The organism is Crocosphaera sp. (assembly GCF_030064895.1).
In the GTDB taxonomy this organism is placed as follows: domain Bacteria; phylum Cyanobacteriota; class Cyanobacteriia; order Cyanobacteriales; family Microcystaceae; genus Crocosphaera.
This window is the reverse complement of sequence record NZ_JASJEB010000008.1, coordinates 20,120-39,130: the sequence shown is the minus strand read 5'-3', so window position 1 is coordinate 39,130 and position 19,011 is coordinate 20,120. Positions and strand designations below refer to the sequence as shown.

At 39.8% G+C, this 19,011-nt stretch carries 22 protein-coding genes; 13 read left to right on the top strand and 9 right to left on the bottom strand.

Annotated elements, in window-relative coordinates; genetic code table 11:
• Positions 1–7: 7 nt before the first annotated feature.
• From QNJ66_RS03625 to QNJ66_RS03610, 4 genes are read right to left on the bottom strand one after another with little or no spacing between them, the layout of a single operon-like run.
• Positions 8–187 carry a hypothetical protein gene (locus tag QNJ66_RS03625; protein WP_300503129.1) on the bottom strand — a complete coding sequence of 60 codons (180 nt, stop codon included), beginning with the start codon at positions 185–187 and terminating at the stop codon, positions 8–10.
• Entirely contained in the window at positions 184–336 is a 153-nt protein-coding gene (locus QNJ66_RS03620) for a photosystem I reaction center subunit XII (RefSeq protein ID WP_300503127.1), read from the bottom strand. The genes QNJ66_RS03625 and QNJ66_RS03620 overlap by 4 nt, the downstream gene beginning before the upstream one ends.
• Positions 329–565: a hypothetical protein gene (locus tag QNJ66_RS03615; protein ID WP_300503125.1), complete on the bottom strand. Its 237-nt coding sequence runs from the start codon at positions 563–565 to the stop codon at positions 329–331. Before QNJ66_RS03615 ends, QNJ66_RS03620 begins: the two co-directional genes overlap by 8 nt.
• Positions 566–590: 25 nt before the next feature.
• Positions 591–1,127 (bottom strand): hypothetical protein, encoded by a 537-nt coding sequence (locus QNJ66_RS03610; protein WP_300503124.1) that lies wholly within the window; start codon positions 1,125–1,127, stop codon positions 591–593.
• A gap of 306 nt (positions 1,128–1,433) precedes the next feature.
• On the opposite strand from QNJ66_RS03610, the gene QNJ66_RS03605 reads away from it, so the two are divergent.
• The 11 genes from QNJ66_RS03605 to QNJ66_RS03555 all read left to right on the top strand — a co-directional run bounded on the left by QNJ66_RS03605 (position 1,434) and on the right by QNJ66_RS03555 (position 16,133).
• Positions 1,434–3,221 (top strand): hypothetical protein, encoded by a 1,788-nt coding sequence (locus QNJ66_RS03605; RefSeq protein WP_300503122.1) that lies wholly within the window; start codon positions 1,434–1,436, stop codon positions 3,219–3,221.
• Positions 3,222–3,442: 221 nt separating this feature from the next.
• A complete protein-coding gene (locus QNJ66_RS03600; RefSeq protein ID WP_300503120.1) occupies positions 3,443–4,114 on the top strand; it encodes a hypothetical protein in 672 nt (223 codons plus the stop codon).
• Positions 4,111–4,377, top strand: coding sequence for a hypothetical protein (locus QNJ66_RS03595; protein WP_300503118.1), 267 nt, complete (start codon positions 4,111–4,113; stop codon positions 4,375–4,377). The genes QNJ66_RS03600 and QNJ66_RS03595 overlap by 4 nt, the downstream gene beginning before the upstream one ends.
• A gap of 64 nt (positions 4,378–4,441) precedes the next feature.
• The gene (locus QNJ66_RS03590; RefSeq protein ID WP_300503116.1) at positions 4,442–4,702 is read left to right on the top strand and encodes a hypothetical protein; all 261 of its coding nucleotides are present in this window, start codon (positions 4,442–4,444) and stop codon (positions 4,700–4,702) included.
• Between the two features lie 3 nt (positions 4,703–4,705).
• Positions 4,706–4,915, top strand: coding sequence for a hypothetical protein (locus tag QNJ66_RS03585; protein WP_300503114.1), 210 nt, complete (start codon positions 4,706–4,708; stop codon positions 4,913–4,915).
• 47 nt (positions 4,916–4,962) lie between these two features.
• On the top strand, positions 4,963–5,310 hold the full coding sequence (locus tag QNJ66_RS03580; RefSeq protein ID WP_300503112.1) for a hypothetical protein: 348 nt from the start codon (positions 4,963–4,965) through the stop codon (positions 5,308–5,310).
• Positions 5,310–5,798: a hypothetical protein gene (locus QNJ66_RS03575; RefSeq protein WP_300503110.1), complete on the top strand. Its 489-nt coding sequence runs from the start codon at positions 5,310–5,312 to the stop codon at positions 5,796–5,798. Before QNJ66_RS03580 ends, QNJ66_RS03575 begins: the two co-directional genes overlap by 1 nt.
• 65 nt (positions 5,799–5,863) lie before the next feature.
• Entirely contained in the window at positions 5,864–6,580 is a 717-nt protein-coding gene (locus tag QNJ66_RS03570) for a hypothetical protein (RefSeq protein ID WP_300503108.1), read from the top strand.
• Positions 6,581–6,817: 237 nt separating this feature from the next.
• Positions 6,818–7,471, top strand: a complete 654-nt coding sequence (locus tag QNJ66_RS03565) for a hypothetical protein (protein ID WP_300503107.1) — start codon at positions 6,818–6,820, stop codon at positions 7,469–7,471.
• A gap of 62 nt (positions 7,472–7,533) precedes the next feature.
• Positions 7,534–7,857 carry a hypothetical protein gene (locus QNJ66_RS03560; RefSeq protein ID WP_300503105.1) on the top strand — a complete coding sequence of 108 codons (324 nt, stop codon included), beginning with the start codon at positions 7,534–7,536 and terminating at the stop codon, positions 7,855–7,857.
• Positions 7,857–16,133: a phage tail tip lysozyme gene (locus QNJ66_RS03555; RefSeq protein ID WP_300503104.1), complete on the top strand. Its 8,277-nt coding sequence runs from the start codon at positions 7,857–7,859 to the stop codon at positions 16,131–16,133. The genes QNJ66_RS03560 and QNJ66_RS03555 overlap by 1 nt, the downstream gene beginning before the upstream one ends.
• On the opposite strand, the gene QNJ66_RS03550 is transcribed toward QNJ66_RS03555, so the two are convergent.
• Complete coding sequence (locus QNJ66_RS03550; RefSeq protein WP_300503102.1) at positions 16,130–16,333, bottom strand: hypothetical protein; 204 nt, start codon at positions 16,331–16,333, stop codon at positions 16,130–16,132. The two genes, QNJ66_RS03555 and QNJ66_RS03550, sit on opposite strands and share 4 nt — an antisense overlap.
• Positions 16,334–16,507: 174 nt before the next feature.
• On the opposite strand from QNJ66_RS03550, the gene QNJ66_RS03545 reads away from it, so the two are divergent.
• Together QNJ66_RS03545 and QNJ66_RS03540 are read left to right on the top strand one after the other, a co-directional pair.
• Positions 16,508–16,750 carry a helix-turn-helix transcriptional regulator gene (locus QNJ66_RS03545; protein WP_300503100.1) on the top strand — a complete coding sequence of 81 codons (243 nt, stop codon included), beginning with the start codon at positions 16,508–16,510 and terminating at the stop codon, positions 16,748–16,750.
• 68 nt (positions 16,751–16,818) lie between these two features.
• Positions 16,819–17,568, top strand: coding sequence for a P63C domain-containing protein (locus QNJ66_RS03540; RefSeq protein ID WP_300503099.1), 750 nt, complete (start codon positions 16,819–16,821; stop codon positions 17,566–17,568).
• A 55-nt stretch (positions 17,569–17,623) separates the two neighbouring features.
• Here the strand turns inward: QNJ66_RS03540 and QNJ66_RS03535 are convergent, their stop codons facing one another.
• The 4 genes from QNJ66_RS03535 to QNJ66_RS03520 form a co-directional block, all read right to left on the bottom strand.
• A complete protein-coding gene (locus QNJ66_RS03535; protein WP_300503097.1) occupies positions 17,624–17,911 on the bottom strand; it encodes a hypothetical protein in 288 nt (95 codons plus the stop codon).
• Positions 17,912–18,062: 151 nt separating this feature from the next.
• Positions 18,063–18,308 (bottom strand): hypothetical protein, encoded by a 246-nt coding sequence (locus tag QNJ66_RS03530; RefSeq protein ID WP_300503095.1) that lies wholly within the window; start codon positions 18,306–18,308, stop codon positions 18,063–18,065.
• A gap of 46 nt (positions 18,309–18,354) precedes the next feature.
• Positions 18,355–18,717, bottom strand: coding sequence for a hypothetical protein (locus QNJ66_RS03525; protein ID WP_300503093.1), 363 nt, complete (start codon positions 18,715–18,717; stop codon positions 18,355–18,357).
• Between the two features lie 52 nt (positions 18,718–18,769).
• Complete coding sequence (locus QNJ66_RS03520) at positions 18,770–18,973, bottom strand: hypothetical protein (protein ID WP_300503091.1); 204 nt, start codon at positions 18,971–18,973, stop codon at positions 18,770–18,772.
• Positions 18,974–19,011 lie beyond the last annotated feature (38 nt).

Genomic DNA, 19,011 nt, shown 5'->3' with positions numbered 1-19,011 from the left:
CACATTGTTATCCATTAAGTAATGCTATTTCCTGTTGTGTTGAGAATAATTTGTCCCCCAACAAAGAAAATGATGTTAGTTGGTTAGCGGAATCGTCCCAAGGTTTTGTCCCTATGGATACAATCCAAGGCTTTTCTTTTGTATCTGTTTTTTGTTCAAATAAATTCAGTTGAATAGAATAAATCATTTACCTAAACTCCTAATTACATTATTTTTGATTGTTAATAGACGGGTTGCCTGTACCAATAAATCTACTGCTTGTTTTTTAGTCATTGTCTTAGTTGCGTTACGTATCCGTTGCATCTCAAACTGTTGTGCTAGTGTTAATTCAGTCATTGGTAATCACCTTGTGAACTGGTTTATTTCTGAGAATCTTTTTGTTGAATTTCCAAATGTTTCCTGACAAAGATATAGCTACCACATTTCCTGTTTCGCTGATTGACTTTAGAACGGTCCACCTAACGGCAGGGGTTCCTTTGCCTACATAGAAAGCGTCTCCCTCTTTTAATTCTTCTAATGGACAAACGGATGTAGAGTTGCGTTGGTATTCTTGGGTTAGTGTCATAATACTTGCAGGTATGTGTGTGTGTTTAGAAAGTTAGTAAAGCTTTTTCGATGATCTTACCAGGGGTAGCTGTGGGGTATTTACTGGTCATCCTTGTAGCGGTTCGCTCAAAGTCAATGATCAATCGTTGTTGATCGGGGGTCATATTTTCTGTGCGATCGCAATTAAAGTGCTTCTGGTTGAACAAAGCAAGGTTGACTGTTACCGTCCAATCTTTGTACTGTTCTGGCGTTGGACTGGTTCCATAAAGTTTCATGTGGTGATCTCGAAGTGTATCAGTCCATGCCTTTCTTGCCATTAAGCGAGTACAAACCATATCCGTATAAGCTTCGTACTCTTCCTCTTCCTTAATCGTTCCAAGCCTGTGGTCAACCCGTCTTTTTAAAGCTTCTATTGCTAACGCACCTAGTAACGCTGCTGCCTTTTTGTTGCCTTGTCCAGACAAAATAGTCCAATAAGTTACCGCATCTTCCAAGGCAACAGGGATAAATGTCTCACCTGAATCTGCCTTGACTTGCCCCAGGCTCAAATCGGCATTAGGTAAAGCTTTCAAGGATTTCACCCCTAGCTTACGCCCCAGGTCTTTATGGTTGGATATGCTTACACAATCGGTTACATTCCTACCTGCCAGTACGTCTCGACCGTCAGGTAATCGATAGGCATTTACGGTTATCTCACCTATCTTGATTTGAACTCTTATTGCTCTTGAGATAGAATTATTCATGTAGATGACTCTCTGTGTTAGTCGTTTACCATTCCCTGACCAGTGCAAATGGTGCAGGGCTTTTTCATATTATACACACAGAATTGTATTTGTACAGATAAATCTGTTGTATTATGTAGGGAGAGATCAAAATGGTTATTTTTTATGGCTAAAAATGTTATAGCAGAAGTTAAGAAATTAACTATCACAAAAGAAAAAAAGCAAACTCCTACCCCTGACTCCCCGGAAGAAGAAGAAGCACTCAAGGTGAACGAGTCAAAAAAGTCATTAGAGCAAACAGAACCCAGATCGGAATCACCCACCCCGTCTTTAAATCAAAGTGACATCTTGGGTTTGGTCAAAACAATGGTTGACAGTGCCATTGATAAGCTCAAAGGTGACCACCAACAAGAGATTAAGTCCTATGAATCCAAACTAGAAAGTTTAGAAAAAGCGCACAAAGATGCTTTAGAAAAAACTAATCAAGCATGGGAAGAGCGTACCACCAAGCTTAAAGAAGAGCTTGAGACCACTACTGAAGCTAATAGCAGACTAGAGGATTTGTTTAAATTAACTGGTAATCCAAACTCTGTGGAAAAAGGTATCAATTTCAACACACAGATTGCTCATGATGCCGAGAAGGCTACTGGTATCTTAAGGGATGTCGAGGATATGATTTCCTCTTCTCGGATTAGTAAAAACAATTTAAAGGGTTCTATCAGCGATTCCCATGACACAACTCAGCTTGATGCCTTTATCGCAAAAAATAGAGTGGTTTACTTAGAAGAGCTTGAAAAAAGCATGAAGAAGAATGGGCTTCTTTGTGGTCAAAAATCTGGAGGTTTAGGAATAGTTAAAGCGGCAACCACAATCAGTGATGTGGTTGGAGGGTTCTTGGATAAGCTAAGTCCCCTTATGAGGGAGACTCACCGACCGGGACATATTTTCTGGCAGTTTCCAACGACTCAGATTAATTTCACGAAATCCGAGGGGGATACGATTCAGATCCCAAGAGCGGCTTATCAAGCATCTTCAACAGACCCCACTGACTGGGATTTAAGTGGGGGTGGGGCATTCGTAGCCATCCAAGATGACTATGATCCCGTACAAACGGGAGTAGTATCGTCCATACTCAAAGAAAGGGGTATGGGTAAAGTTGGTACGAATATTAAGCCTATCCGCACGACCAGTTTTGTCACCAGTTATTCGTTAATAGATTTAATATCTATTATCAATAGGAACGTACGATTTAATTATTGTCAATTTGAAGACCTAAAGATTCGCTCACTTTGGGCCCCAACTTCTCGGGTGGTTTATAATAACAACGGGGTGGTTACTACTACTGCAACCGATATTGACACGGGAAGCAACGGGACTATAACAAGAAACTTCTTGATCAGCCTTCGCGCATACATGGATATACTCCAAATCCAACCTTACCCAGACAATTGTTACGGTTTAGTTTTACATCCTACCGCTTTGGCACAATTCCAGCTAAGTTTAGACGGGCAGTGGGAAGCTCCTAACCATAACTCCTTAATGGACTTGACCAATATTCTGAATCCTACTGTAATTCCCCCTGGTGATACAGGAAAAGTGTCAGGTTATCAAGGAAAGTATTACGGATTTCATATATTTGTTCAAAACGCTTTTGCAATTGGGGCAGCCGGGACAGAAGGTGTACAAAATGTTACCCTTGGCTCTGGACTTGGTTCTACCCTGACCAGAACTTCCTACGCCTTTGGTGATCAAACCATTGGACGCGGTATCGGCGATCCGATGGAACTACGCCAGCACGAAATAACCAATTATCAACGTAAATCAGATGTTATTTGGCTCTCCACGGAAGCTTTTACCGCTTTAGACGTTGACCCCAGTGGATACAGTGATACGTCCACTGTTCCCCAACAACTTCGTGTGCTTGAACTTAGAACATTAGATTTTGCAGCTTAATTATTATGACAGAAACAACTATTACGCCTAAGACATCCTCTAAAACTACACCAAAGCCTAAAGAAGACTACTACCAAAGGGTGGTTGCTGGAGCCGCAAAAGAAATGAAACTTCCCGAGAACACACTTCTTTGCCCCAAGTGTGGATCTAAGCACCGAACCGATCTATATGGCAATCCTTTTTGCCCCGAGGGGGACAAATCCTGTTCCTTTAAATAATAAATGGCTATTCTAACCCCTGCTGACGCGAATACCTACGCCCCTGATGTAACGTTAACAGGGGATGCCCTTAATAGTGCCTTGCTTTTTGTCCAGTCCATAATCGAGTCGGGAAAAGGGGCTAACCGACCTCTTGAAGTAACGGAATTTCAAGAGAGAAAAGATGTAAATATAAAAGCCCAAACTGTTTATTTTAGCCATACTCCAGTTCTTACCGAACCGACTCCAGTAATCAAAGTCCGACTGGGTAATATCATGGACTTTTCTAGGAATGTCATATCGATTGGGGATTGGGTCACAGTCGAGGACGACGCTTATACCCTAGATATCGACGGGCGATTAAACTTTAATAAAAATTTTTATCGCCAGTTCAGTTACGGTTTTCTAGGGACAAGAGGACATTTCGGGCGACATTACACCAGTGAGTGTGAGTTGACCTATTCGTCGGGCTTAGATTTCACTCAAAACACATTTGAAATAAATCAATTAAAGGCTGCGGCTGGTAAGATTCTTTCTTATATTGAAGGCAATAATTCAATGCCCTACAAAGGCAACAAGCGTCTAAAAGTTCCTTTTCGGGAATTTGAGGTTGAGTCATCAGACAAGGTTCTACCAGGAACAATTCCCGATGAGTTGTTTTTATCTTTCGTGAAGTACAGACCCGTAATCTTATGAAATTTTTTTTTGGACTTTGTTTAACTCCGTTAACGATGGTTTTGGGGGTACTAATTCTTTTTCTATCTGTCCCCTTAAGATTAATTGTTTGTACGCTTGATATTGCCAAGGATAAGTTGTTTGAACTTAATGCTTTTTTGCTAGATTGTGAGCTGGAAGAAAAAAGTGACTCAGTGCTTTTTGATCCTTATTTTCCAGAGATTCCTGATACTGTCGTCTTTAGAGACGGCAAAGCAATTGAGTATTACTCGAAACAAGAATAACTTATCATTGTACACACAGATATGTATGGTGCTAAGATAGACTTGCTTTCAAAAGCCCAATTTCATGAGTAATTCTAAAGATGCACTGCGCGATCAGATTCTGTCCGAACTTTTAGCTCTAGATAATGAGTCCTCTCTTGCTACTTCTAGTGATTTAAAACAGTTAACTGTGTCTCTAAGAACCCAGTTAGAAGGTGATACAACAATAGAGCAACTACAGTCTATTTTTGATTCTGTAATAAAGATTCGGAGAAAAATCGTACAAGCATCCATAAAGAACAAACTCGATCTTTGGGCTAAAGCGCAAACTTTATTTAAGGATTAAAAAATGGAAGGTCTAGATCCTAACATCGCAGTAGTTTACAACCAAAACACTCAAAATACTTTAGCTGGTCAACAGTTAGCTCAAGAATTCTATCGTCAAGCTACTTTTGAATTAACTCACGATGGTCGCGAGTTTCCTAGTGATTACTTAGAAGCCAAATTGGCTGGCATGGGACATCCTCAAGTACAGAACGTTAACCCCCCTTCTGTTTAGAATATCTTGGCCACCAAGATTGGTGGCCACTACTAAAAGAAATAAATATGCTAATTCCAGTTGAACATCTTTCATTTTTAGCTCAATTCAAAAGCTATGGTGTATCAGCCTTTGAGCCTACTTTTATATATGACATTCCGTTAATTAGTAAATATCGCGCCGTTATAGTTTTCGACGGATCACAAGTTTCTATTAAGGAGTATCAAGGTTTTATTGTATTTGGAAATAAAAAAGCTTTTGAATTAAAATTAACGGAAGAATCTATGTTTGCGACAAAAGGAAACAATCCAGAAGAAACTTTCGCTAAACTTCAAATAGGGTTAAGTGATATTGCTCAACAATTATTAACCTTGTCAGTCCCAAGTATTCCCTCTAAAGATAAACAGTCCAATTAATGTCTTACTCGATCCAACAAGCAGACATAGATAGATGGTTAAGTACCTTGCAAGGAAAAGTTACACAGATACTACAAGGTTCCCAAGAAAGCGAGAACTTATTGGGAACTCTAGAATTTACCAAAAACACAAATGTCACCATACCAGCCATTTACAGACGCAGCAAGGATTTGATCAACAATCAGTGGCGTATGAAAGTACCTGGTGGGATTGAGTGCATTATCCACGATAATATTGATATAAAAACCGATCCCATGTTAGGGGGAAATGCGATCAAGTTTGGGTTTAGGATTGAGTTGGTACAGCATAACCCAGAGCTAACAACCCTATTAGCTAAACTGAGGTTAACCAATAATACTTATCTGGACGTATTAAAAAGTCCATTAACCAGTCCTTATGCAGAATTGCCACAAGGGATAGCGTTTGAGAGAACAATTATAGAGGCGTGTGTGGGGAAAAGAATGGGTTTAGAAAGATTGATCCTTTAACATACATATCTGTCTGTGTCTGGTAAAATATAGGCAAATCAATTTTACTTGAGGGTTTATATTAAATGACAAGTTTACAAGATGTTATAAACCGAGGTGATTCATTTACCCCGGGTCAAAATAATAGAGTTTTTATCGGTACACCATACGCCCTGTCCGAGGCGATTCCCTATCAGGAGATGACTCTGGTTACAGGTGCGGTTGCTGCTAACGCCACCAGTCTAACTCTGACCCAGGGCAGTCCCGTGGATCTTCATGAACGGACTCTTTTGGGATTTAAAGCAGACTGGGCTGGTCAAGGATTGTCCACTGCTTACCAAAATTATTTTGTGGTTTCCGAGTTTACGGCTGCTGGTGCTACCCAGATTCCTATCGAAGCAACTCCTGAAACAGCAGCAGGGGATGAGATTATTCGGGTTTATGCTCAGATCCCTTATTTGTCCGCTAACACAGCGAATATTGATAATCAAGTCGAGATTATAGAAGATAGAGTCTTTGGGGAATTTTTTACAAAGAAACAAGCTGTTAGTGAATCTGCAGCACTGGATGCGAGTGGAGTTTGGATTCATGACGATCCCGGATTCCTTGCTATACGAGCAGTTAGTGGAGAAGGAAAACTGGTTACAGTGATGGTAACGTTTGACGGTAACCGTGGGGGAACATATGGTTCTGCTGTGATTGGACAGAATGGTTTAAACTCAGGGATTTCCGAATTTGTACAAGCGACAATGAATTTTGACATTTCCGGTAAACCCATCACACTTAAGAGTCAAGTTGCGTAGTGATAGAAATTTTGCAGCATCGCCATAACCCTGGTAGTAAACTTATGTTGGTTAATTGTTCTTTTAGGAGCGACCGATTACTGGTGGGGTTGGCGTACTTTGCAAAAAAAATAACCAGCGATTTTTTAGAAGTCAGTACGCCAGATCAGGAATTTTATTACGTCAAAATTCCCGATGAATGCAAAAACCGGTCTGAACCAATTATCCAAGTAAATACAGCACTAGAATTAATTAATTATGCTTCTTGATTTATCTCAATTTAAGTTAGAATCCCACACGATTGAAGTACCAGTTGAATGGATCGCTTTCAATGCTGGTACTCAAGGTTTAGAATTACTCGAAAAAATCCTTCAAGAAGAAGAGGACGATGGCTACTACCTAGAGCTTGTTAAAAGAGGAGGGGTTAGCGTCGGAGAGTCTATTAGTCAAAAAGCGGTTTTTGATAGCTATCAAGATAGTGTTAGGGACTATTTTAGAGTAATGGAATCGATCAAATCTCAATGCTCTCAGTTATCAGAAAAAGAAATCAATGGCTTTATAGATTCTGACGTTTTAGAGGAAAATATTAACGGTGTTATTATTACTAAAAACGCACAAGATTATGTTTCTCTAGAATTGTTAAATGGTCTTAGAACTAAAATGAACAAACTGTTAGCAGAACAGCAGTCTTATTTAAGAGCCTTGGTTGTTCACTTTTTAAATAATCGTGTAATCGTTGATGGTACTATTAAGAATTTTCGGTTTAAACAGGAAGAAGTGTTAAACCTTAGTTCTAACCTCATTGCAGAAATAATTAATTTCGCTAGAGACGAGGCTTTCGGTAGTCGTACAGAAGAGAATGAAGAGGAGGGAAACGAAATGGAAACGGAGAAGGAATTAGCCAAAGCATAGATTGGGAAGAAATCTATTTTGATTGGATAGCTTGGGGGGTAAGTGAGTGGGAGTTTAGAGAAATGCCTTATCACTTAGTCCTTAAGAAGTGGCTAGGGATTAAAAAAGCTAAGCAGAGGGAGATTAATCAAAACTCTTTTACCGTGGCACAAGTAGCATCCCTAGCCTACAACTACCTTCGAGATCCCAAAAAATCTTTTCCAAGTGATTTCAGGCAATTTCTTCCGTTTGAACCCGAAACAAAACATGAAAAAACTATTAGTCAAAAGACGGCACAAATCTTTGTTAAATGTCGTGATGAGGGATTAATTCCTTCCAATATTCTTTATGAAATTGCCCAAGTTGATGGGCTGTATGAAACTATTTGTAAATTAGGTAAACAGTAATGGTAAGTGTAGGATCGGTAGAGATTGGATTAAGGCTAGACAAAACTCAATACTTAGCCGATCTACAAGCAGTTAAAAAAGAATTAAAGACTTTTGAAAACACAGTCATTTCCCCAAAAGTAGATACTGGGGAGATAGAACAGTTAGAACAAGAGATTAAGTCTGTTAGCAAAGCTTTTAGCGCACTAAGGAAACAGGCTCAACAAGTAATAGAAATCAAAACCAAGGCCAACACCCAAGGGTTAGAAGATTTGAGGGACTTGTTTGAAGAAGTTGATCGAGCGCAATCGGGTTTAAGGAATTCTCTACAAAGTCCTTTTGTTGTTAAAGTTGATTTCAGCGATCTAGATACTTTGCAAGAGAAATTAGATAATATTACTAGTACAGAAAAAACCATAGAAGTAAAAGCAACCACAACATCAAAAACCAGCCAAGATGACAAATCCGAAAGAAAGGGGGTTGAAGTTTCAGCACTAGGAGAAGCAACAGGGAAACTTGCTAATAATGCAACTAAGAAATTATTTGAAATAGCAATGAAGCCATTAAATAATATTACCCAAGGCTTGTTTGAGGGTGTGGGGAATCAATTAGCAGCAAGATTTTCTAGTACATTTTTGCCGTCCAGTTACATAGAACAAGGTTTAAAAAAGTTTGGTGCGAACTTTGGGAAGAAAACAGGAAAGTCACTGGGTGCGCTGAGTGAAGAGTTTACAAAAAGAAAAAATCCAACACCAGAAGAGTTTATAAGAGACAGAGCTAAGTTCTTAGAAAGATCCAGCAAAATACAGTCTCCTGTAGATAAAAAAGATATTGCTACAGTTCGCGCCTTAAAAAAAGAGTATAGCGAGTTGATTAAGTTGTATGAGACGATCCCAAAAGCTGAACGGGGCGGAATCTTGCCTCAGTTACGATCTTCGTTAACAAGAGAAAGAACCAGATTGAATAAAATAACGGGCAATTCAAAGTTTACTGCCAAAGATGCGACAAAACGGGAAAAAGAGATACGAGATGGACTTAGCCAGGGGTTGAGTGGTGGCAAAAAAGCAAAAAAAGAAGGGAAGAAGATGGGAGATGCTTTCAAGAAAGGGTTTGACGACTCAATGGGTATTAAATCACCTTCTAGAGAGATGAAAAAGAGAGGAGAGTTTGTTGATGAAGGATATTTGGAAGGGTTATTAAAAAGAAAAGGCTTTAAGGAGTACAAGAAGGCAGTTCAAAAAGAACTAAAAGACTTAGATAGAATAATCCAACAAGAAATAGATCGTACTTCTCGCCGTACAGACGGATCTATCGGTGATCCCACTTTTGAGACTCCAAAGGCGATTAGATTGAAAGAGAGAAGAAGAAGGCTTGAAGAAAGCTTAAGATCCCCGGAAAACCAACGGCAAAAAGGAACAGAAACATCTGCCGAAAGAAGAGAAAGGATCAGAAGAAACCGCAGAAGAGAGTTGGATAGACTAACCGCAGAAAGAGAGGCTTTTTTGGGAAATAAATCTAACGTGGCAAGGTATCCTGCTAGATACGCGAAAAGAGTTGCAAGAACTTCTTTTTCAGATAGAAGGATAGAAGCTTTGACCCAAGAACTTTCTGAGTATGGATCAACACAATTTGTAGATAAACTATTTCGAAACTTTAGAAAACAGTTCCGAAAACGTTTTGGACGACAAGAAGCCGAAGGGGAGATTTTGCCTTTTATTGGATCGGGGGCAATGATGGCTAACCCGATGCTAACGGGAGGTAGCTTTGTGGCCTCAAACTTAATCCCCATGCTTCCCACCGTCATAACAGGGCTTTTAGTCACAAGTTTCTTGACCCCTTTAACCACAGCGATTCAAGATGCTTTGAATAACACAACAGCAACCACCGCTAGGCTACAGACTGTTGATGCTGTAGGGGAACAAGTGCCTTTACCTAAAGGTAGTTCTTTGGAGTTTGTAACTAAGATTTCGGATCAACTGGGAACATCTCTACAAGTTTCTGCGGATAATTTTGCTCAGCTATCTGTAGCGGCGAAGGGAACGGAACTCGAAGGAGAAGGCGTAAAAGAATTGTTTGAAGCCATTTCTGTCTCAGCTAAAGCCTTGCAATTAAACACTTTTGATACAGGGCTGGTTTTTAATGCCTATACACAGATTCTTGCAAAAGGTAAGGTTTCTATGGAAGAGTTAAGACAACAACTAGGGGAGAAATTTCCTCCAGCAATGTCAGTCTTTCAGAAAGCACTAGGAGTTTCAAGAGGAGAATTTAACAAACTTATTTCACAAGGCGCGCTGTTGGCAGAAGAGGTATTACCGAAAGTAGCTAAGGTCTTAAAAGAAGATTTTGGAGAAGCGGCCAAAAGAAACGCTGACGATTATGTTAGTAGTCTAGCGAGAGTAGAAAACGCATCATTTAAGTTACAAGTTAAATTAGCTAAAACTTTTGGAGGTTTTTTTGTCCTTTCAAATAAAGCTTTTGCCGGAATGATTGAATCAGCAGAAAAACACTTTGATACTCTTGTTAAACTTGGCGGTACAGCCGTGATCGGAATGTCAGCACAGGTCGCTGTTGGACTACAAGCTATTTTCTCAACATCGCAAATCGCTAGTTTTGTTAATAAATTTGGAACGACTTTTGCAACAACAACAGGGAAACTAATAGGCTCAATGACTCCATTTCTTGTTGGGGTCATTGCAGATGTTACTGACGATTTCTTAGGAGCTAACAACACTATATTTGAAAACATGGCACAAGGCGTGGGAGGCTTCTTTGAAAACATATTTAGTGCCTTTGATAACATGAACAGAGAAAGTAAAGGACAAAGTTTATTTGCCGTTGACTGGAATGATCAACGTACGATGATGGAAAAACTTGCTGATAGTTTCTCTAGTTTTTCTTTGAAAATAATACCATCGGGAGTTGTCGAAATGGTTGCGCTTGCTGTAATGTTTGAACAACTAATTGTGTTAGGAAAGCTTTATATATTTAACACTTTGGGAGGAATGGCAAAATCCTTAAAACTGTATGTCCAACAAACTACTAGAGCTATTTTCACGACAAATAATTTCAAGCAAAGCTTATCGACATTGGCCGCTTCAAGCGCGAATGCTTTTAAGACAATAGGAGGAAAAGTCTTAGGATTTGGCGCAAATTTAGCAACAGCTTATGGCGTTTTATCTTTAGCTAGAGGTGATTTTTCTAACGCTTTAATGGGTGAAATGGGAAAGGTCGATGCAAACATGGCTAACTCAGCCTTGTCGATAACTACGTCATTGGAACAAATAGCAGAAAAATATAAACAAGTAACAGAAGTAATAAGCGTCCAACTTAAACCAAAAAGTAAAGGTTTAGAATTAAATCCAAAAAACATATTGGGTTTAGGAGGGGAATCGTTCAAGACAGACGACTTAGTAAATATGATGAACCAACAAGATAGTGGTTTTGGAGGGTTCTTAAGAGCAGTGGATAGGATACCCAGGCGCTTAATGGGTAAAGACTTTAATTCAACAAAACAACAGTCCGAATTACTAGGCGTTGGTGATTTTTTCTCAGAAAATGATAGCTACATTGGTTTAGGCAGAAGACAGTTACTCGGCAACGCCCAAGACATACGAAATACACAATCTGAGCTAGAGAAATTCTTAGTTGGTTCACAATTGGCTCCATTTAATATTGAACAGTTTTTGACAGGAGATAACCAGAAAGCCTTACAAGAAGTCGAACAGCTAGAACAAAAACTACTTGAACTAGGAGCTACTAGAAAAGAATTAGCTAAGAAAGCAGATAGCGCGTCTTTAGCGGAAATAAAGGATATTGATGCTGCTATTAAGCAAGCACTAGAAGCTAGGGAGCAAGCCGTTGAACCACTTAAAAATATTGTTGATCAAATAAATTCTATTCAAGCAGGGATTAAAGGGAAAGAGGAAGCTATTAAAAACAGTGATAGAAGCGAAGCTGAAAAAGCCGCCTTACTGGAAATTCTAGAGCCACAAAAAAACCTGATCGATCAAGTAGTTGATTATTTTAATAATTCTGGTTTATCAGACGCGGTGAAACCACTTGAAACGGTCTGGGATAAGACTATAAATAAACTTAAGGATGCTGAGAAAGCTTTTGACAAAACAAAACACGCTTTGACGTTAAGAGGTATGGATGAGCAGGCAGCAATAAACCAGACAAGCCAAACAAAAGGGGAGCGAGACATTAGATCCCAAGAAAGCAGAAAAACGATCTTACAAGAACAAGAACAAGATTTAGTGGGTATCCTAAAAGAGAGGCAAGCCGCATTAGACAAAATTCTTGCTATCCATGGGGTTGAAAACAATGATCAAAGAAAAGAAGAAATTAAGAAATTAAAAGAGAGTATCAAATCAACAGAAAAAGATTTATCGGGAACAAGGTCTCAGTTATCTCAGTTAACCTTTGACGGGAGAGAATTAAGAAAAGATGTTAGAAAAAAAATAAGAGATTTAGCTAATCAAATCGCAGACTTTCAAAGAAACGCAGAAAGACAGTTAGTTGACTTCGAGCGATCCGTAGAAGACTTTAACCGTAATCAGTTCAGGTCATTTAGAGGTTTAGCAGAACAATGGGATGACTTATACAGAAGTATTGAACAACAAACTTTAGCAGCAGAAAACCAAATTAAAGCCACTCGAAGAGATATAGAAAATATTAGCTTAAGGACAAGCTTTATTAATCTTAACCCCGAGGGGTTTGATAACCCGTTGCAGGGTTTCGGTGATGCGGTAATCGCAATTAGGCAGTCAATTTCGCGCCTTCAAGGGGAAACGGATAGGCGCAATGAAACTCGCTTACAAATCGAAAATGACACCATAAATATTGCCAGACAAGTCAGAAACTTACAAGAACAACAGGAGGACTTAGAACGTCAAAGGTTGGTTCAGTTAGAGCAATTCAGAAGACAACAACAAGACTTTGAGAGACAACAGCACAGAACCTGGCAAGATATTTTATTTAGAGCTAAAGATATCGAATCACAAGCTTACCAATTGGGCGTTTCAATGGATCAGGTCGGTGTCAATGTTACAGAACAAGGCAACGCTCTAGTTGAGTCAATCCATGAGTTGGCCAAGCGGATTAACGCTAGTGTTGGGAGTTTTTCTGCGAGTGGTTCTACGGGTGCATCTTCACAGCAAGTTTTAAATGGGGACAGAGTTTTCCCAGTACCGGGAAAAACGGCGAAAGAAAAATTACCAAGCCCGCGCGGTATGATGGATGCCATGAGAGACGGGGGAACGAGAAAGCATAATGGGATTGACTACCAATACCCCACCGGAACCGAACTTGTTGCTCCCATCAGTGGTACAGTTACGTCTTTATATAGTGACAAAGGAGAATATGGGATAAAAATACAGGGACTCGATGAGATGGGGAGAAAAATCGTGGTTCACCTAAACCATCTCGATAAGGTATTGGTCAAGCAAGGACAAGTTTTACAATTAGGGCAAAAGATAGGAACAACAGGGGGAGATCAAGGATCTTGGGGAAGTACCGGCCCTCACTTAGATTTAAAAGTACAAGTTGATGATAAATTCGTAGATCCAAGAGAATTTTTTGGTGATGCTAGCACAACGAACCTACAAGCTAGAGCGTCTGGAAGTTACGATCTGGGTTCTGAGTTAAAAAAAGGGTTTCAGGTTGTGGCCACTGAAACCGGTAGAAAGCTAAATGGAGGTTTAGACGAAATTCGCCTTGACCTGGTGGACAGTAATGGCAAGATTGTGGATACCATCATGGGTGGTGCATCGGGCGATCCCACTAAACAAGGTGTTTCAGCAGCGCAAAGGCGTGATGTAGCAGGGACAAGAAACCCATTGCCTGATGGACGCTGGACTTTGAATACTGGTCAAGCTGCACAAGTTCGAGATATGAACTTATCAGGCTTTGATCACACCAAGGTTCCCAGGAATAAAATCACTGGGTGGATCGGAATGACTCCACAGTTTAATACTGCAAGGTCAGCTATTGGGGCCCATTTGGAAGATCCAGTTTTAGGTTCTGCTGGATGTTTGGTCTTTACAGATCCAGCAGCAATAAGAAAACTTGCTTCGTGGGCCACTACTCATGGGGCTAATACGATGCTCGTGGATTTAGATCAAAGTAATATTAAATTGAATCAAGGGGCAGCAGCATCGGTTCAAACAGTACCCACTCAAGCACAGACTCAATCCTCCGTTAACCAAAGCCCTCTATCTGGTAACAAGGGGATGATCGACAATGCGTTAATCCAAAGAGGATTGACTAACCCTTACGCCAGGGCTGCTATTCTAGGGACATTCCAACAAGAATCTTCGTTCAACCCTTACGCGAAAGAAAAAGGCGGTACAGGGTTAGGCTTGGCTCAATGGTCTTTTGGTAGAAGAAACAGAGTCCCTGCTTTTACTAATAGCCTAGAGACAGATATCAATAACCAAATAGACCTCTTTTTTGACGAAATAACCAAGGGTGGAAAATATGACGATTCCATAAGTATCTCGAAAGGTGTTCGCGATCGCCTCTTTAATGCAACCTCTGTAGAAGAGGCTATGGGCGCAATGAAGGATTATGAGAGGTTTGGAATTGCTGGACGTAGGCTGACTTACGCGAATCAATTTTTACCTCAATTAAACAATGGACAGGCAGTCACCACAACAAACCAGCCGAAACCAGTAAGTCAACTATCGCCAGTAACTATCCCTGAATTCACCCCCGTCACCATCCCGTCCGACGGATTCCCTGGTGTGTCAAATGTCGAAACAATTGCAGACGCTAGAGAATCGGTAGTTGATAGACAAGATTCTTTGAACCAATTAAGAGAACAGCAAGCGCGTGAAAACGAGTCTAGGGCTATACTTCAAACCGAAAACGACATTACAGGTCAGGCTCAAAGAACGGAGCAAACTAACAGGCAATTTATCCGAGGTGCGGAACAGACTACTAGGCAGTTTAGAGACCTTGAAAACGGTGTCGAAAAACTAAGAAATGGGACTATTTTAACTACAACTGCACAGCAGAAACTTGCCCAAGACTTAGCCCAAAATGCAGCACAGTTCCAACGAGAAATAGAACAACGTCAAGACTTAAAACGTAGTATTGAAGAGCAATTGACGGCGATGGAGGGAGTAGAAGAAGCTGCACTACAGGAAATAGAGAAACAAAAGCAAATTATCGAAGATTATCAAACTAGAGTTGACCTGACAGAAGAGGAGAGAAAATCCTTGGAAGCTTCTTACCAGAAACTAGAGGAGATGCAAGCTATTATCACAGACCCTGAAAGGAAAAAGGTAACTGAGGAGCTAGAAGGACAGGCTCAGGCTCTAGGGGGGCAGGTCGAAGAATTAAAAGAAATTAAGAACTTAACAGACGAAAGAATTGAACAAGAATCCAACTTAACCGACAATCTCAACCGCCAACGCTTCTCCGATGATCTCGCAGTTCAACGCGCCCGATTAGAAGACTCAATTAGTGGCAACCCATTCGGACGTGCTGGCATATTAGAAGCTGAACTACAAGCCAACCCCATTTATATTGATGAACAGGTAAGACGGGCAGAAGGAATGGGCTTTAGCCAAGAACAACTAGCAGGTTACAGATCAGAGCTAGAAGCGATAACAAACCTTCGACTCGAACAAGCTTTCATCCAAGCCAATCCTTTTGTACAACAGTTTGAACAGAGCCTAGTTGACGTATTGATGCAGACTAAAAGCATTGAAGACGCAGCATTAGCCTTGTTTAGAACCATAGCAGCAGAAGTAATTAAAATGACCATCGCTCGTCCCTTAGCTCGTATGTTTGGGGGAATGTTTGGGGGAATGTTCGGTGGTGTGATGGGATTTGATGGCGGTGGTATTGTTGAAACCCCCAATCTAGCTAAGGGTGGTATGGTTCAAAATCTGGTAATGGGTGGCACGGCTACTGAATTGGGAATTAGTGCCATGATGGCCATGAAAAAAGAAAAGCTTATGGGCGGTGGAACTCCCGTTTTGGCAGCATTAACTGCAGGGGAGTATGTCGTACCTCGCTCAGAAGTCCCTGCTTATATGAGTTACAAGCGACAACAGATTGAGAACCAAAATAACAAGGATTACGCACAAGTCCAAAACTATAACCGTGGTGGTATGGTTGGCGGCGGTTCCTATCGTAGTAGTGGGGGAACTGGTACTGGTAAAACCTATGTAATTAACACTTCCAATAATATAAATGTGGCTTCCCCCAATCAACTTGGAGAAAGCCTAGAACAATTAGAACTGAAACGAGAAGAAGAGGCTACGAGAGTAAGAAACAGATTTGGTTAAATTCTACCGGTTAAGAACTGTCCTGCAAGTTCATCAGTAGCTTGATAGCCCCTGAACTCTAACCACTGTTTGACTTGCTGTAATACTGATTCACGCGCTTTCTCTAGACATTGTTCCTCAGCATTACGGGCAAGTTCGGCAATGATTTCAGCATCATGTTCATTCTCGGTGTTAAAGATTGCGTGTTTTTTCGTTAACATAGTGGTAATATTCCTTTGATTAGGTTTACAGGAAAGGCAGTCACCAAGCGACCAAACTTTTGGCTGCCTTTCCTTATGTTTCTACTATAACGTGCTACTTGGTGGTTGTCAAGTTTTACTTTGTGGTATATGATTGATGTAAGGTTATATAATGTCAAGTGTCAGGAGAACCCTATGTCCCAAACATTGATGAAAGTCTTTAAAAGAGTTGAAGTAGAAGTCCCCAATCTAGGAAAAAGAATTAAAGAAGCGCGACTGAAAGACAAGCGGTCTTTAACTAAAATATGTGCATCTATTGATATGACTACTGCTAATTGGTACAGAATCGAGGCTGAGCAGCAAGATATACCAGTAGAAACATTTCAGAAGATTCAGGAAACGCTAGGGATAAATTTTGGAATAACCCTTGACGATTAGCTTTTGCGATCGCCAATCTAATTGGTTTGATTACTTACACACACATTTCTGCATGGAGGCAGAACGAAATGTTTAACTTGGAACAGTACGAAAAGGATTTGTCGGTAACAACCGAGGGAATAGGACACATGAGTCGTCGCGCATTGGCTAAAATGTGTGGCTTTAAAAACAATCCGTGGAGAAATAAAGGTGGTCACTTTTTTAACTCTAAAATAGACGAAAAGCTCTCTGAGTATGGCTTTGAGAGTGGTCATCAAATTTTCAACGAAAACGGAAAAGTGATCGATATAGTGTGTTCTATTGTTATCAAATATTACGCTTACGCTGGAAAAGAAATTGCTCAACAGTGGGATATGTATTTTTCGGCAACAGGGATGCGTCAAGCTATTAGAGACGCTAAAGGTTGGAAACAAACCCGAACCAAGAAATTAACCCCAGAGGAAATTATTGAGTTGTGCGTCTTACCTGTGCCTACTTTGTGGCAAAGGAGATTTCCCATAGAATATTACTCTCAACTAGAAAGGTTAACCAACCTAAAAGCAGAAGGACACAAACGCCCTGCCTTATGGGCTAAGTTAACCAAAGAACTTGTATATGACTATCTTCCCACAGGAGTCTATAATGCCGTTAAAAACTGCAAAGAAAAAACGGGTTCATGGGACAAGCTTCATCAATTTTTATCTGATGAAGGGGTTATGCTCTTAGAAAAACATCAGAAGGCGTTATTAACGTACATGGAGGCTTCAAGTAGTTTAGATGACCTAAATCGGATGTTGAATCAAGCCAAAACCAAGCAGTACCAATTACTTTTGTTTTAACCAATAAACACACAGAAATGTATTTTAACACCCATAACTGTTATGGGTGTTTTTTTTATTCGAGTATCGAGTCACAACCGCCTTCTCTAGCCTTGGTATTAACTAAACGTAAAACTTTTGTTGTTTTTAGCATAGCATATTGATAATGGTTTTCTATTCCCGTCTCAATACCTTCTTCAACGTAAACACTACTTAGTTTGTTGACTATAATATTAAAACCTCGATCATTTGATTCAGGTAAAGAAGCATATTCACAAATCTCAAAAGCCATTTGCTTGTCTTTCTCATTCAAAGTAATCTGATCTTCAGTAGAAATAACCAGAGATGCTAATAATTCAATCATAATTTTAAATTAACTCTTACTCCTAGTTAACACACGAACTTAGAATTGTCAGTGATCGAAATCTCTCCTCGCCGAACCAACTTGGAGAAAGCCTAGAACAATTAGAACTGAAACGAGAAGAAGAGGCTACGAGAGTAAGAAACAGATTTGGTTAGAGTAAAGCATATTTAACAAAATCAATTACTTCCTGGACAAGTTCAGCCTCTAATTGTTTTGTTAACTCTGTTTTAGGAACTTTTCGCACACAGACGTATTTAGAGTCTATAGTATCAACATCATCAAAATCTTTAATACCACCATGAACATGATACTCGTATCCAAAGTTGACACTATACTTCCAAATACTTTTCGATACCAAAACCTCTATGAATTCGGTTGAGAATGTTTTGAGTACCACCTTTGTACAAGGTATTTCTCTTCCTTCTTTGGTTGTCCAAATGCAATTAATAATTGTCATTTTTATTAGCCTCCAAATAAGGTCTAAACATTTCGTACATTGACTCGGGCATTTTTACCCCTTTTTCTTCGTACTGTCCTTTAAGAAAGTAATAGCGTTCGATTTGATAGCGAATGTTGTCTTTTCTCTCTTTTTCAAAAGCTTCTTGTTGTTCGGTTGCTTGCCGCTTCTTTTTCTCCCTCTCAAGCTCTTTTTGTTTACGATCCAAGTCGTTAATAATACCGTATAACTGGGATGAATAACTCATCCATCCCCCTTGAAAATAAAAGTTATAATCCCATATCTCCTTTACAACCTCCTCTAAGGAATACTCTTCAATTAGTTCTCTGATTTGTTGTTTTAAATTCATTGTTTTTCCTCAAAGCAAAAAATAGATTCAAAAAGCTGGTGCATCACCATAATTAAATTCTACCGGTCAAAAACTCCTCAGCAAGTTCATCGGTAACTCGATAACCTTTAACTCTTAACAAGCTTTTAATCTGAGTAATAGTCGCCTCACGCGCTTTCTGTAAATAGAATTCCTCGGTATCTCTGGCGATGTTGGCAATCATTTCAGCATCATGAATGTTTTTAGACTCGAAAATAGGATGCTTTTTCGTTAACATGGGTGTAACTCCATTAATTATTTTGTGGATAGAAAGGC